Origin of the sequence: Kitasatospora sp. GP30 (genome assembly GCF_029892145.1) — a bacterium.
Taxonomy (GTDB): domain Bacteria; phylum Actinomycetota; class Actinomycetes; order Streptomycetales; family Streptomycetaceae; genus Kitasatospora; species Kitasatospora acidiphila.
The window spans coordinates 20,314-34,017 of sequence record NZ_JARZAH010000010.1; the positions used below are offsets into that span (position 1 = coordinate 20,314).

General features: G+C 71.7%; 17 protein-coding genes. 10 read left to right on the forward strand and 7 right to left on the reverse strand.

The window, feature by feature from the left end; translation table 11 throughout:
* Window positions 1-339 precede the first annotated feature (339 nt).
* A complete protein-coding gene (locus P3T35_RS17105) occupies window positions 340-762 on the forward strand; it encodes an SseB family protein (protein ID WP_228718699.1) in 423 nt (140 codons plus the stop codon).
* A 150-nt stretch (window positions 763-912) separates the two neighbouring features.
* Entirely contained in the window at window positions 913-1,881 is a 969-nt protein-coding gene (locus tag P3T35_RS17110; protein ID WP_101380477.1) for a pirin family protein, read from the forward strand.
* A 469-nt stretch (window positions 1,882-2,350) separates the two neighbouring features.
* Here P3T35_RS17110 and P3T35_RS17115 read toward each other — a convergent pair whose 3' ends face one another.
* Together P3T35_RS17115 and P3T35_RS17120 are read right to left on the reverse strand one after the other, a co-directional pair.
* Window positions 2,351-3,055 carry a hypothetical protein gene (locus P3T35_RS17115; RefSeq protein ID WP_180356454.1) on the reverse strand — a complete coding sequence of 235 codons (705 nt, stop codon included), beginning with the start codon at window positions 3,053-3,055 and terminating at the stop codon, window positions 2,351-2,353.
* Between the two features lie 19 nt (window positions 3,056-3,074).
* Window positions 3,075-3,686, reverse strand: a complete 612-nt coding sequence (locus P3T35_RS17120; protein WP_280706586.1) for a methyltransferase domain-containing protein — start codon at window positions 3,684-3,686, stop codon at window positions 3,075-3,077.
* Window positions 3,687-3,971: 285 nt separating this feature from the next.
* On the opposite strand from P3T35_RS17120, the gene P3T35_RS17125 reads away from it, so the two are divergent.
* Window positions 3,972-4,316, forward strand: coding sequence for a condensation domain-containing protein (locus tag P3T35_RS17125; protein ID WP_180356455.1), 345 nt, complete (start codon window positions 3,972-3,974; stop codon window positions 4,314-4,316).
* A gap of 116 nt (window positions 4,317-4,432) precedes the next feature.
* Window positions 4,433-4,741 (forward strand): hypothetical protein, encoded by a 309-nt coding sequence (locus P3T35_RS17130; RefSeq protein ID WP_143676808.1) that lies wholly within the window; start codon window positions 4,433-4,435, stop codon window positions 4,739-4,741.
* Window positions 4,742-4,810: 69 nt separating this feature from the next.
* On the opposite strand, the gene P3T35_RS17135 is transcribed toward P3T35_RS17130, so the two are convergent.
* Genes P3T35_RS17135 through P3T35_RS17145 form a run of 3 tightly spaced genes read right to left on the reverse strand, consistent with a single transcriptional unit; the run spans window position 4,811 to window position 7,534 of the window.
* Window positions 4,811-5,557 (reverse strand): DUF4097 family beta strand repeat-containing protein, encoded by a 747-nt coding sequence (locus P3T35_RS17135; protein WP_101380481.1) that lies wholly within the window; start codon window positions 5,555-5,557, stop codon window positions 4,811-4,813.
* 16 nt (window positions 5,558-5,573) lie between these two features.
* On the reverse strand, window positions 5,574-6,218 hold the full coding sequence (locus P3T35_RS17140) for a response regulator transcription factor (RefSeq protein ID WP_101380482.1): 645 nt from the start codon (window positions 6,216-6,218) through the stop codon (window positions 5,574-5,576).
* Window positions 6,209-7,534, reverse strand: a complete 1,326-nt coding sequence (locus tag P3T35_RS17145; RefSeq protein ID WP_143676809.1) for a sensor domain-containing protein — start codon at window positions 7,532-7,534, stop codon at window positions 6,209-6,211. The genes P3T35_RS17140 and P3T35_RS17145 overlap by 10 nt, the downstream gene beginning before the upstream one ends.
* A 202-nt stretch (window positions 7,535-7,736) precedes the next feature.
* On the opposite strand from P3T35_RS17145, the gene P3T35_RS17150 reads away from it, so the two are divergent.
* A complete protein-coding gene (locus P3T35_RS17150) occupies window positions 7,737-8,054 on the forward strand; it encodes a hypothetical protein (protein WP_101380484.1) in 318 nt (105 codons plus the stop codon).
* 117 nt (window positions 8,055-8,171) lie between these two features.
* Here P3T35_RS17150 and P3T35_RS17155 read toward each other — a convergent pair whose 3' ends face one another.
* Window positions 8,172-8,828, reverse strand: a complete 657-nt coding sequence (locus P3T35_RS17155; protein ID WP_180356456.1) for a serine hydrolase domain-containing protein — start codon at window positions 8,826-8,828, stop codon at window positions 8,172-8,174.
* A 17-nt stretch (window positions 8,829-8,845) separates the two neighbouring features.
* Here P3T35_RS17155 and P3T35_RS17160 point away from each other — a divergent pair, with 17 nt between their 5' ends.
* The 4 genes from P3T35_RS17160 to P3T35_RS17175 all read left to right on the forward strand — a co-directional run bounded on the left by P3T35_RS17160 (window position 8,846) and on the right by P3T35_RS17175 (window position 12,247).
* The gene (locus tag P3T35_RS17160) at window positions 8,846-9,079 is read left to right on the forward strand and encodes a hypothetical protein (protein ID WP_180356457.1); all 234 of its coding nucleotides are present in this window, start codon (window positions 8,846-8,848) and stop codon (window positions 9,077-9,079) included.
* A gap of 340 nt (window positions 9,080-9,419) precedes the next feature.
* Window positions 9,420-10,661, forward strand: a complete 1,242-nt coding sequence (locus P3T35_RS17165; protein ID WP_101380486.1) for a permease — start codon at window positions 9,420-9,422, stop codon at window positions 10,659-10,661.
* Window positions 10,662-10,877: 216 nt separating this feature from the next.
* The gene (locus tag P3T35_RS17170; RefSeq protein ID WP_101380487.1) at window positions 10,878-11,258 is read left to right on the forward strand and encodes a BlaI/MecI/CopY family transcriptional regulator; all 381 of its coding nucleotides are present in this window, start codon (window positions 10,878-10,880) and stop codon (window positions 11,256-11,258) included.
* Between the two features lie 14 nt (window positions 11,259-11,272).
* The gene (locus P3T35_RS17175; protein WP_101380488.1) at window positions 11,273-12,247 is read left to right on the forward strand and encodes a M56 family metallopeptidase; all 975 of its coding nucleotides are present in this window, start codon (window positions 11,273-11,275) and stop codon (window positions 12,245-12,247) included.
* A gap of 51 nt (window positions 12,248-12,298) precedes the next feature.
* On the opposite strand, the gene P3T35_RS17180 is transcribed toward P3T35_RS17175, so the two are convergent.
* Window positions 12,299-13,015, reverse strand: a complete 717-nt coding sequence (locus P3T35_RS17180; protein WP_101380489.1) for an SDR family oxidoreductase — start codon at window positions 13,013-13,015, stop codon at window positions 12,299-12,301.
* An 89-nt stretch (window positions 13,016-13,104) separates the two neighbouring features.
* Here P3T35_RS17180 and P3T35_RS17185 point away from each other — a divergent pair, with 89 nt between their 5' ends.
* Window positions 13,105-13,686, forward strand: coding sequence for a TetR/AcrR family transcriptional regulator (locus P3T35_RS17185; RefSeq protein ID WP_101380490.1), 582 nt, complete (start codon window positions 13,105-13,107; stop codon window positions 13,684-13,686).
* Window positions 13,687-13,704: the final 18 nt, after the last annotated feature.

Here is a 13,704-nt window from a genome sequence, read left to right on the forward strand (position 1 = left end):
CCCGCCAGTAAACCCCATGATGCTACCGGTTAGTAACTTGTACAAGCCCCCAGCCGCCAATACCGCGTGAAGGGCATCACGTCGTTCCATCCCGCGATACCCGCACCGAGCCGATCGAATGCCTATCCGATAGTCGTCTCCCCACAGGACCATCCCAGGCCACGTTGTCCGATTCGGCCGCCGCACAAGGACTCTCCGGCCCGCTAGCCTGTCCGTGTGTACGGCTACGAGCAGAGCGCCAGCGGCGGCTACCCGGGCGACCCCTACCAGCAGGCGGGCCAGCAGGGCATGGGCGGCGGGTACGGACAGCAGGGGTACGGTGCGCAGGCCGGCCCCGGCATGGCCGCCGGAGGATACGGCGACCAGGCGCAGTCCGCCGGCCAGTCGCTCTACCCCGAACCCTCACCGCCCTCGCTCGCCGACGCGGTGCGCGCCTTCACCACCGGCTCGATGCCGGTCGAGGACTTCCAGGCGATCTTCATCACCTCCAAGGTGCACTGCCCGCGCGGCGACCGCCCCGGCTTCCTGGCGCTGCACAACACGCCCACCCCGGTGATCCCGATGTTCAGCTCGCTCAAGGAGCTGCGCCGGTACGCGGGCAAGGAGTCCAAGTACTTCACCGTCTCCGGCGCCGAGGTGCTGGACCTGCTGCCGACCGGCTACGGGTTCGCGCTCGACATGGAGGGCGAGCACCGGATGGTGTTCGACGCCAAGGCCGTGGAGCAGATGGTGGACTTCACCATGCGGCGGATGTACGGCTGAGGCCGCCGCCGGGCCGCCTCGAAACCACCGGGTCCACCCTGAGAGGGTGGCCCTTCCGCATTTAGTTCAAGATTCAACTTGCTGCTTGTTGATTATTGAACTAACCTGGCGGACGTAGGCCACAGCGCCCCGATCCAGCAGGAGGCCGACATGCCAGCCGTGACCGTAGAGAACCCGCTCGTCCTGCCGCGCATCGCGGCTCCCGCCGAAGGTGCCACGCCCCGCCCCGCGCTGGCCGTCTCCACCGCCATCGAGGGCTTCGAGGGCGAGGGCTTCCCCGTCCGTCGCGCGTTCGCCAAGATCAACCAGAAGTACCTCGACCCGTTCATCATGATGGACCAGATGGGCGAGGTGGACTATCAGGCTGGTGAGCCGAAGGGGACTCCCTGGCACCCGCACCGGGGCTTCGAGACCGTCACCTACATCATCGACGGCACCTTCATCCACCAGGACTCGCACGGCGGCGGTGGCACCATCACCGACGGCGACACCCAGTGGATGACGGCTGGCTCCGGGCTGCTGCACATCGAGACCCCGCCGGAGTCGCTGGTGCTGTCCGGCGGCCTCTTCCACGGGCTGCAGCTGTGGGTGAACCTGCCCGCCTCCGACAAGATGATCGCGCCCAAGTACCAGGACATCCGCGGCGGCAGCGTCAAGCTGCTCGCCTCCGCCGACGGCGGCGGGCTGGTCCGGCTGATCGCCGGCAGCATCGACGGCCAGCAGGGCCCCGGCGTCACCCACACCCCGATCACCATGATCCACGTGTCGGTGAACCCCGGCGCCCAGGTCACCCTCCCTTGGCGGGCCGACTTCAACGCCCTCGCCTACGGCCTGGCCGGCAGCGGCACCGCCGGCGAGGAGCGCCGCCCCTTCCACACGGGCCAGGCGGTGGTCTTCGGCGAGGGCGACAGCCTCACCATCCGCGCCGACGAGAAGCAGCCCGACTCGCGCAGCGAGAACTTCGAGGTCGTGCTGCTCGGCGGCCTGCCGATCCGCGAGCCGGTCGCCTGGTACGGCCCGTTCGTGATGAACAGCCACACCGAGCTCCAGCAGGCCATGGACGACTTCCAGGCCGGCCGCCTCGGCACCATCCCGGCCGACACCAACCTGGGACGCTGACCCCACGACGCAGGGGCCCGGACCGGTACGACCGGTCCGGGCCCTAATCGCGCCAAAGAACTCACTGTATGGCTCTGACACGCGGTCAGTGCTCTCCGTCACACTCTTAACCATGAGCGCAATGGGTCACCTGTTCAGCAGCGGGAACCTCGGAGAGCGCCTTGAGAACAAACTTCGAAGATACGGAACGCCGTTGCCGGGTGGGATGAAGAACGCCTGCTGACTCTGCCAGAGGCCGACATCATCCAGTCCCTCACCACTGACTTCCTTGTCGAGCCCTTGGCGTCGAGCCCTTGGCGTTGGACCGGGGCGCCATCACGACCGACTCGCTCGGGTGTTCTCGGAACTTGCGTTCTGGCAGGCCGGTCACAAGCTGCACAGCGCCATGGCGGTGCTCGAGTGGTGCATGCGCGGTCGGGGCGAGCCGGCCGGCCGGGCGTGAGCGTCGCCGCCCCGGTCGCCGGTCAGGTCACCGCGGCCGGGGTGCCACGGCGGCGGCGCCGTGCGCACCGCGGGCGGCCAGCCTGCGGGCGACCCCGTCCGCGAGCAGCAGCAAGGCGGCGGTCACCAGCGCGGCCATGTGTTCGTAACCCGCCAACTCCGGGTCCACCGCCGTGATCGCGGCCGTCAGCAGCACCACGCCCAGCGCGGTCCAGCGCGCCCCGAACCGCCAGGCGACCAGCAGGCCCAGCCCGACCACGGCCGCCGACGGCCCGGTGTCCCGGACCTGGGCGAATGCGGCGGGCAGGTGGAGCAGGTGGCCGGGCGGCTGGGTCACCCCGAAGCGCGCGTACAAGGTGCCCACCAGCGAGCAGGTGTACCCGACGGCGAGCGTGCGCCACGGGCCGAGGGTCAGCTCGGCGGTCCCGAAGGCGAGGACCACCAGGAACACGGCGGTCCAGCAGGGCAGATTGATGGCCGGCACGAATATCGAGACCGGGAAGCGCAGCAGCGCGACGTCCCACGGCTCGGTGGCCCGGACCACGCCTATTCGGGAGACGAAGGCCGCCCCGCTCGGGAACTCGTCGACCGCCGCGAACAGGAGCACCAGGCAGCTGGAGACCGCGGTGAGGGTCAGTGCGGCGGCGCCCCTGGCCCGCAGCCGGGCGCGCGCCCGGCGGTAGAACAGGCCCCACTCGCTCTCGGCCGCGCGCCGGATGCCGGGATTGTTCACGACGGTCCTCCAGCCCCGATCAGGAGTCGATGGTGGCCGCACACCGGTCCGCGGCACCGGCGTGCGGCCGGCCGTCGGAGCCCGAGGTGCACGGCCGCAGCAGCGCGAAGTAGGCCAAGGCCGGTCCGGACTGCCGAATGACGTGCAGGCCGACGGCGTTGGCGTGCCGGGCCAGGGCCGCCGGGCGGATCTGGTGGCGGTCGAAGAACTCGCCGACGACCAGGCGACCGGTCGGCTTGAGGACCCGGCGCAGCTCGCTCAGGGCGGCGGGGAAGTCCGGGATCTCGCCCAGCGCGGTGACCAGGTAGGCGGCGTCGAACGTGGCGTCGTCGAAGGGGAGTTCGCGCGCGTCGGCCAGGGTGGGGACGATGTTGTCGAGGCCGGATCCGGCGGCCCGGCGCATCACGTGGTCAAGCATCTCCTGCTGGATGTCGACGATGTCCAGCCGGCCGTCGGCGCCGAGCCGGGGCGCCACCTGGAGCGACTGCAGCCCGGTGCCGGGACCGATCTCCAGCATCCGCTCGCCCGGCAGCGGCTGGAGCTGCTCGGCCAGCCGCTCCCAGGACAGGAACGGCAGTGGCAGGTCGAGCAGTCGGTGCTGCGCGTAGGGGTACGGCGCGGAGTCGGTCACCCACCAGGCGGTGGCCGCGGCCGCGACCGAGGCGCCCGCAAGGGCCCAGATGCCGGCCTTGCTTGAGGTATTGATCGTTCCACTCCTCGTTCTGGGGAAGGCCGGTGGCCTTCACCGGTGGTTCGCGGTGGCGCTGCGGGGCGGCGCACCTGCGCCGCCCCGCACCGACCATCTGCCCTCCAGCCAACAGCAGTTCGGCCGGGCCGGACACGTGGCCAGCCCACCGAACCGGGGTAGGGATAACCCCCCTGTCAGTCCCAGCCGTTGTTGTCGGGCGGGGTGGTGGTGCCGGCGTTGCTCCCGGCCGACGGCGCCACCGCCGAGTTCGCCGGGCTGCAGCTCGCCCCCTACGAACTCCCACAGGCCGAGGGGCAGTTCGACCTCGCGATCAACGTCCGGCAGAGCGCCGAGACGCTGGCCGTCGACTTCCGCTACGACGTGGACCTGTTCGACCCGAGCACCATCGAGCGGTTCGCCGGCTACTTCACCCGCGCCATCGACGCGGCGCTGGCCGACCCCGACTCGGCGATCTCCCGGCTCAGCCTGTTCGGCGGCGAGGAGTTCTCCCAGTTGCCGGCCTTCGGCCAGGGCGCCCCGCTGTCGAGCGGACGGAGCCGCCGCCGTGGCTGAGATCACCCACCGCACCCTGCGGGTGGCCGGCCGACGCACATCGCGGAGGCCGGCGAGGGTTCTCGGTCGCCGCCCGGGTGGTCCGGCGGGGCGAGCCCGGTCCGGATTCGGTCGCCGTGGTGCTCGGCCTCGGCCCGATCGGCCTGGGCGTCGTCGCGGTGCTCAAGGCGCGCGGCCAGGGCCCGGTCGTCGCGGTCGACCCCGGGGTGGTGGCCGGCAAGGAGCTGGACATCCGCGGGTCGTTCGGCGGCAGCCCGGGTGAGTACCGCCAGACGCTGCGGGACATCGCCGAGGGCCGGATCGACGCCGGTGCCGTCATCACCGGCGTCACCGGCCTGGGCGGACTGGCCTGGGCGATCGCCGAACTCGGCGAGCCGGAGCGGCACGCGAAGATCGTCGTCGACCCCTCGCTGGTCGCCGGCTGATCGTCCGAACGACGGTGGCGCCCCCGGGAGATCCCGGGGGCGCCACCGTCGTTCGCGGCACGGGCGTGCTCAGTGGACCATGATGTCGCCGCCCGTGGTCTTCACCACCACGCTGTGCGGCGCGTCCGTGGCGGTGTTCGGCAGCGAGACGCTCGGCGACGAGTGGGAGCTCTGCGCGTCGACGTGGTAGGTGGCGTCGTGAGGCACCTTGAGGTCGACCCCGCCGTAGCCCGTGGTGACCTTCAGGGAGGCGGGTGCCGCCGTGAAGGAGGCTCTGACCGCGCCGTCGGTGGTGATCACCTCGGCGTTCGGGGCGCTGCTGTCGGCGAGGGTCACCGCGCCGTTCGTGCTCCGCACGGTCAGCGGGCCGGACGACTGGTCCACCTCGACCCTGCCCAGCCCGGTGGTCAGATCCAGCCGGCCGGTCAGGCCCTTCGCCTGGATCCCTGCGTCCCCGGTGCTCACCTGCGCGGCCAGGCCGGCCGGCACCGTGATCTGCAGGTGCCCCGAGCAGTCGTTGGAGCAGTCGGCGGTGACCGTGACGTCCGACCCGGACCGGGTGACGGAGACCTGCGGGACATGGCCCGTGTAGCTGCCGCTCATGGCCACCGTGACCTGCGAGGAGCCGTCCTGACTCAGCGTCACGCCGAGTCCGTCGGCCTGGACCGTCACCTGGCTGGCGCCGGCCGCGTCCTGCTGCCAGTTGCCGCTGTACGGGTGGTGCGCCGGAAGCAAGGCGACGACGACCCAACTGGCCACGGCGACGACCGCGACGAGGACGGCCAGCCCTATGAGGAGGCATCCGCGGCGCTTCATCGGTGTGGTACTGATCTCAAGCTCCGAGGTAGCGCAAAACGGCGAGCACGCGGCGGTGGTCTCCCGCCTCCTGCTGCAGATCGAATTTCACGAAGATGCTGCGGATGTACTTCTCCACCGCCGCCGTGCCAATCACCAGATCGGCTGCGATCCCGGCGTTGGAACGGCCCTCCGCCATGGCCGTGAGGACCTCCCGTTCGCGCGGCGTCAGGGTGGACAGCGGATCCCGCTGCCGGCTGCCGGCCAGCAACTGCTTGACCACCTCCGGGTCGAGGACCGTCTCGCCCGCGGCGACCCGGCGCAGCGCGTCCACGAACTCCTCGGCGTCCGATATCCGGTCCTTGAGCAGGTAACCGACCCCGTTGTCATTGGTGTTGACCAGGTCGATGGCGTAGCGCTCCTCGACGTAGTGGGAGAGCACCAGGACGCCGGTCTCCGGCCAGCGGGCGCGTACCGCCAGTGCGGCGCGCAGGCCCTCGTCCAGGAAGGTGGGCGGCATCCGGACGTCCGTCACACAGGCGTCCGGCCGGTGTTCGGCTACCGCGCGCAGGAGTTGCTCCCCGTCGCCGACCGCGGCGACCACCTCGATCCCCTGTTCGCTGAGCAGCAGTTCGATGCCCTGGCGCAGCAGCGCGGAGTCCTCGGCCAGCACTACCCGCATGGCAATTCCACCTCGATCACGGTCGGTCCACCCACCGGACTGCTGAGCCGGAACCGCCCGTCCACCCCGGACACCCGGTCCGCCAGACCAGTCAGACCCGTGCCGGCCGCGAGGTCGGCTCCGCCACGCCCGTCATCGCCAACCTTAACGTCCAGTCGGGCGCCCTCCCGCCGGATCTCCACCCAAGCGCGGGTCGCCTGAGCATGCTTGGCCACATTGGTGAGCGCCTCGGTCACCGTGAAGTAGGCGACCGCCTCAATGGTGGAGGAGGGGCGCGGCTCCACCAGGACGTCAAGGCGCACCGGCACCGGAGCCAGCGCGGCGACGGCGGAGAGCGACCCCTCCAGGCCGCGGTCGGTCAGCACCGGTGGGTGCAGGCCACGGGCCAGGTTGCGCAACTCGGCGATGGTGCTGAGGGTTTCCCGCCGGACGTCCTCGACCAGCTTGTTGGTCTCGTGGTCACCGGACTTCTTCAACCGCGAGCTGGCCCGGCCCAGGGTGATCGACATCGCCACCAGCCGTTGCTGGGCACCGTCGTGCAGGTCCCGCTCGATCCGTTTGCGCTCCGCCTCGGCGGCTTCCATGACCCGGGCTCGACTCTCCGTCAGATCGATGACCCGCTGCTCCAGTTCCACGCCGCGGGGCCGGGAGAGCAGTGCGACGGCCAGCGCGGTGTCCAGCGCCAGCAGGAGTTTGACGATCAGTGGGGAGAGGACCGCGCCGACCAGCAGCGCCACCGCCGCGACCAGCAGCGCCCGGGGCAGGGAATCCACCACGAACGGCCCGAGCTGGGCCTGCCCGCCGGGCAGGCCCCGGTAGTAGGCCGGAAGCAGCACCAGGGTCAGCGGCACGGCCCAGATCAGCGCCACCCCGACCACGGTCACCACCGCCACCGGCGTCAGCAGTACGAAGTAGCCGATCAGCCGCCAGGTGCTGGGGTTGTGGATGAGCGACTGCAGCGACTTGGCCAACCGCCACGAAGAGACCGGCGCCGGCAGCTCGTCGAGCTCCAGCCCGCAGGTCACGGCGAACCGGGCGCGCTCGACGGCGGCCAGCCGGAACAGCGCCCACCCCGCCGCCACCGTGAGCGGCAGGCCCACCAGGCCGGCCGGCGCCAGGCATGCGGCGACGAGCAGCACGACCAGCACGGCCAGTCCCGCCAGCGCCACCAGACCGTCAAGTGCCAGGTGGATCGACGCCCGCAACAGCACGGGGGAGGCCAGCGCGCGCAGCGGATTGCCCGGCACCACCTCGCGGGGTGGCCGGGCGTCCGTCCGGGCTCTGCCGGTGGCACGGCCGGCGATGTTCTCGGTCAACTGCTTCGGACCCGCTCTCGTGGGCAGTGCGGGCGGCGACCAGGTCACCGTCCGCGCCTCGATTCGACAAGGGGACGGTACCCAACCCGACCACCCGTCGGCAGCGAGGAAAGCCCATCAGCGGAGGGTAGGGTTTACCCCCCATCCGGCCGGTGGGTTCACGCTGCCGACCCGGCGCCGCCCGGTGCGGCATCGTGGGGACATGACCGATCGACACTCGAGCGCCGCCGGCCGCCCCTGCCCGGCCGGCAGGACCGACGACATCGAGCAGTTCCTCGTGCACTACGAGGACACCATCGACGACCGGGTCGCCGAGATCGTCGAAGAGGTCCTCGGCGAGCAGCTGAGGCGGTACCGGCGCGACGTTGTGCTGCCGGTCACCGTCACGCAACTGGCGGCCGCGGCCGTCTCGCTGGCGCTCATGTGGTGGAGCCCGTGGACAGTCCCCCTGGTGTGGGTCGCCACCTCCGTCATCTGCGTGTCGCTGTCACAGACCGCCCGGATCCCGCGCCGCTCGTAACGGGCCGCGGGCGTCCGGGCTGCGGCCGCCCCTCCGTGCGCACCCCTGACGCACGGCGGGGCGGCCGCGACCGAGTGCTCGGCCACGACCGCCCCGGACGGACGGCACCGGAGGCGGCTACGCGGTCCCACCCCGCTCCCGGCCCACGGCCTCCTCAATGGCCCGCTGCCACTCACCGGTCAGCCGGGTCCGCCCGGACAGCTCGGTGGCGATCAGGTGCCTGATCAGCTCCCGGCCGGTCACCGCGTTGCTCAGCATCACCAGGCCGCGCCCGGAGTGCACCCGCATCCAGGTCATCGCCCGGTAGCCGTACGCCTGGCCGCCGTGGCCGAACTCCAGGTCGCCACCGGTGGTGTCGAGGATGGTGCTCCAGCCGTAGGCGCGGCCCGACTGCGGGGTGAGCATCTCCCGCACCAGCTCGGTCGCCACCAGCCCGCGCTCCCGGCCCAGGTAGCACCGCCGCAGCTCGGCGGCCAGGGCGGCCAGGTCGGCGGCCGTGGTCCAGAGGCCGCCGGCGGCCGGCTCCGGGTTGGCGTAGTAGCCGGCCGAGACCTGCCGACCGTCGGCGTCGTGGCCGTGCGCGAACGGCCGCCCCTCGGTGTCGGGCCAGCACGGGTCGAAGCTCGAACCGGTCATGCCCAGCGGCTCGAACACCAGCCGGCGGGTCAGCTCCGGGTAGGACTCGCCGGTCAGCTCGGTCATCGCCTGCTGGAGGACCGAGAAGTTCAGCGAGTTCTGCCGGAACTCGGTGCCCGGCTGCTGCGCCCGCTCCACCGCGGGCGTCCGGGCCGATGACCGGCTTCCGGTACCTGGGCGCCGACCACCAGGCCCAGCAGACCGCCTTCGGCAATGGCGTGCTCCAGGTGACCGCCAACTTCGGCACCAGCGCCTACGGTTCGGGGGGCCGATCTGCTGCCGGGCGGCTGCGTGGACGCCAAGCTCAAGGACGATCCGCAGCCGCGCGGGCTCTGCCCGACGACGCTGCCACAGGCGTCGCTCAAGTGAGCGTCGCAGTCAGCCTCTGAAAGACAGGCAGGGCGCCTCCGGGCGCCGTGGGGACGGGGAGTGCCGGCGGCCTGGGCGGTTGGGTTGCCGTGCTCACCGCCGATCCGAACGGGTCGGCCTCCACTGGAGGCCGACCCGTTCGGCGTTCTCCGAACCGCTGGTTCCGCTCCGTCGGCGCGGACGTCCGCCAGTCCGTAGGACTAATCCGCTAAATACATTAGTAGTCAGCAGTTCCTCCCTGGCAGGATCTGACGATGGGTCACCATCGCCATGACCCCGGTCGCGGCGACATCGGGGGAATACCCCATGGGGGTATGCGGTTCACCGGGTGCAAGCAGTTCGAGGGGAAGGCGGAGCACCATGCACGCGCTACTGCACGCACTGTCCATCACCGGGTCGATGACCTGGGAGATCACCTGGGCGCTGATCCTGGGCTTCCTGCTGTCCGCCGTGGTCCAGGCGGTGGTGCGCAAGTCCACGGTGATCCGGCTGCTCGGTGACGACCGCCCCCGCACCCTGGCGATCGCCTCCGCCCTCGGCGCGGCCTCCTCGTCCTGCTCCTACGCGGCCGTCGCGCTCGCCCGCTCGCTGTTCCGCAAGGGCGCCAACTTCACCGCCGCCATGGCCTTCGAGATCGCCTCCACCAACCTGGTGGTCGAACTCGGCGTCATCCTGGCCCTGTTGATGGGGTGGCAGTTCACCGCGGCGGAGTTCGTCGGCGGCCCGATCATGATCATCGCGCTGGCCGTGCTGTTCCGGCTCTTCCTGCGGGACAAGTTGCTACGGGAGGCCCGCGAGCAGGCGGACCGCGGGCTGGCCGGTTCGATGGAGGGCCACGCGGCGATGGACATGTCCGTCCAGGGCGAGGGCTCCTTCACCCGGCGGCTGTTCTCCCGCGGAGGGTTCACCGCCACCGCCCATGTGTTCGTCATGGAGTGGGCCGCCATCCTCAAGGACCTGGTGATCGGCCTGCTGGTGGCCGGCGCGATCGCCGCCTGGGTGCCGGACTCCTTCTGGCAGGCGTTCTTCTTCGCCCACCACCCGCTGGCGGCCAAGCTCTGGGGACCGCTGATCGGCCCGGTGGTGGCGATGATCTCGTTCGTCTGCTCGATCGGGAACGTGCCGCTGGCCGTGGTCCTCTGGAAGGGCGGCATCAGCTTCGGCGGCGTCGTCGCGTTCATCTTCGCCGACCTGCTGATCCTGCCGATCCTGAACATCTACCGGAAGTACTACGGCCGGCGAATGGCCTACTTCCTGCTCGCCACCTTCTACGCCGCCATGGTCCTCGCCGGCTACCTGGTGGAGTTCCTCTTCGGCGGCCTCGGCCTGATCCCCGACCAGCGCGACGCCACCATCCCGATGGAGGGCATCTCCTGGAACTACACCAGCTGGCTCAACATTGCCTTCCTGCTGCTGGCCGCCGTGCTGGTGATCCGCTTCTTCCGCACCGGGGGGATGGCGATGATGCACATGATGGGCGGCGGGCCGGACGACCACGCGGGGCACGGGCACGAAGGACACGAGGGGCACGAGGACCACAGCGCGCACACGGGTCATGACCACGGTGCGCACGGGGACCACGGGAACCACCAGCACCACTGACCCGCACCCACCGCACCACGCGAAAGCGCCTGTCGGCAGGTGACCGGGGAGACGGGGCACCCGCCGACAGGCGACGTCGGTTCGGTCCACTAATGGCGGGTGAAACCGTCCGACGGGTCTGACTGGCATGGCAGACTTTGGGCAGAGAATCATCTTCTACATCTACGTAGAAATACTACGTAGATGTAGAAGATAGCGCAGAAGGCGAGAAAGTCCATGGGCGTACCCGAACCCGCCACGCCCGAGGGCCGGGCCAAGGGCGAACTGGAGGCCGCGATCCTCGCAGTCCTGCACCAGGCCGCCCCCGCCGCGCTGACCCCCGGTGAGGTGCAGGAACGCCTCACCGGACCGCTCGCCTACACCACCGTCGTCACCACCCTGTCCCGCCTGCACGGCAAGGGCCTGCTGAGACGCGAGAAGCGCGGCCGGGCCTACGCCTACACACCGGTGGCCGACGAATCCGGCCTCGCCGCCCGCCAGATGCGCAAGGTGCTGGACGGCCGCAGCGACCGCGAGGCGGTGCTCACCCACTTCGTCGACGAGCTGTCCGACGACGACGAGGAGCTGCTGCGCCGGCTGCTGGACCTCGGCGGCTAAGGGAGCTCCAGCACGTGCGCGTCGCCGTCTACCTACCGCTGCTCTTCCCGTTCCTGGCCGCCCTGGTCGCCCGCCCCGTCGGCGAGCGCCTGCCACCCCACCGGGCCACCTGGCTGCTGACCGTCGGTGCCCTGGTGCTCGCCGGCGCCAGCACCGCGGCCCTGGGCATGCTCGCCGTCACCGGGCTGATCCGGTTCCCGCTGCTCGCCCGGCTCTCCCACCACCACTGGTCGGCGTTCGCCGCCCAGCACCACGACCCCGCCCCGTTCTCCACCGCCCTGCTCGCCGGCGCCCTGGCCGCCGCGGTGGCCGTGCTCGCCGGCCGGATGCTCTGGCGGCGCGCCCGCACCCTGGCCCAGGCGGCGACCGAGGCCGCCTGCCTGCCCGGCCGCGACCAGCTGGTCATCCTCGAGGACCCCGCCGCCGAGGCCTATGCGATCCCCGGCCGCCCCGGCCGGATCGTGATCTCCACCGGCATGCTGGAGGCCCTCGACCCGGCCGAACACCAGATCCTGCTGGCCCACGAACGCGCCCACCTGACCCACCGCCACCACCTCTTCGTCGCCTGCGCCCAACTGGCGGCCGCCGCCAACCCGTTGCTGCGCCCGCTGGCCCACGCCGTCGGCTACACCGTCGAGCGCTGGGCCGACGAGACCGCGGGTGCGGCGGTCGGCGACCGCGCCCGAGTCGCCCGCGCCATCGGCAAGGCCGCCCTCGCCACCCGCCGCACCGCCGATGCCGCTGGCCGCCGCCTCCCCGCCGCCGCCCTGGGCATCATGGGCCGCCTGCGCCCCACCCCGCTCCCGGGCCCCGTCCCCCGCCGCGTCACGGCCCTGCTCGCCCCGGCGCCGCGCCGCCATACGTGGTCCGCGCTGGCGCTGGGGGCATTGGCGGTGGCCGCAGCACTCTGCGCGCTGGAGGCCGGCCTCGACCTGGACACCCTGCTCGACTTCGTCAAACGAGCGGCCCCCGGCGGCGGCACCCACTGACCCACCACCGCCCAAACGCCAACTCCCACCACGGCCACCGGAGCGCAGGTCCTACGCCCCCTGCAGCCGCGCGCCGCCGTCCACGATCAGGCTGATCCCCGTCGTGTAGGTGTTCTCCACCAGGAAAGCGATCGCGTGCGCCACCTCCGCCGGCGCGCCGAACCGCTTCAGCGGCAGCGCGGCGGCGGAGGCCTCGAGGACGGCGGCGCGGGCGTCACCCGGCAGCCAGTCCCACCAGTCGGTGTCGATGCCGCCCGGGGAGACGGCGTTGACCCGGCGCGGGGCGAGTTCGGCGGCCAGCGCCCGGGCCGCTGCCTCGACTCCCGCGTTGACGGCGGCGATGGCGGCCGTACCGGGCATGCCGACGTGGGCGGTGACGGCGCCGACCAGGGTGATGGAGCCGTCGCTGCGCAGGGTGGGCAGGGCGGCCTGCACGGCGAGCAGGTGGGCGGCCAGCTTGCCGTCGGTCAGGGCGGCCAGCTGGTCGCGCCGCAGGTCGGCGATCGGCCCGATGCCGCCGTGCGGGGCGACGGTGACCACCAGGTGGTCGAACTCGCCGAGGGCGGCGAAGAATTCGGCGAGGTCACCGGCCGACGAGGCGTCGACCGGGCGGCCCTCGGCGGCGCCGCCCAGCCGCTCCAGCGCCGTGGCCAGGCGCTGTTCGTCGCGGCCTGCGATCACCACGCGGTGACCGTCCTTCACGAAGTGCTCGGCGGTGGCCAGGCCGATGCCCGCAGTGCCGCCGATGATCACGATGCGTTCCGACACGGGTGTCACTCCCCCAGACGTTCCACTGCTCTTTCGAGCCACTGTGCCTCGTTTATATTTCGAGGCACCCTGTCTTGTAAAGTGGGGGCATGACGGACGGATCGCGCGGTCGCCCGCGCAGCGACGAAGCCCGGCAGGCGATCCTGGCAGCGGCCCTGGCGCTGGCGGAGCGGGACGGATACACGGCGGTCACCATGAAGGGCATCGCCGAGGCGGCCGGCGTGGGCCGGGCCACCGTCTACCGCTGGTGGCCCACCCGGGCGGCGGTGCTGGGGGAGGCGCTCACCGAGCTCAGTGCCCGACTGGCCGCCCCCGCGCCGACCGACGACCCCGAGGCCGACCTGCTGACCTTCCTCACCGCGACCTTCGCCATGGCCGAGCGCGGCCCCAGCCGCACGGTGCTGCTCGGCCTCACCGCCGACGCCCAGCACGACCCCGGGCTCGGTGCCGCCATCGCCGAGTTGACCGCCCGTCGGCGTGCGCTGCTGCGCGGCTTGCTGGAGCGGCTCGACGGGGAGTGGAACGTGCCCCTGGAGCTGGTGGTCGACATGGTCTTCGGTGCCATGTGGTACCGCATGATCGACCTGCACGACCGGGTGGACGCCACCACGGCCGCCGAACTCTGCCGCGCGGTGACCAAATTGAGTGGGCGTCACACCGAGGCGACCTGACTGACGAGCCGGCCCCCG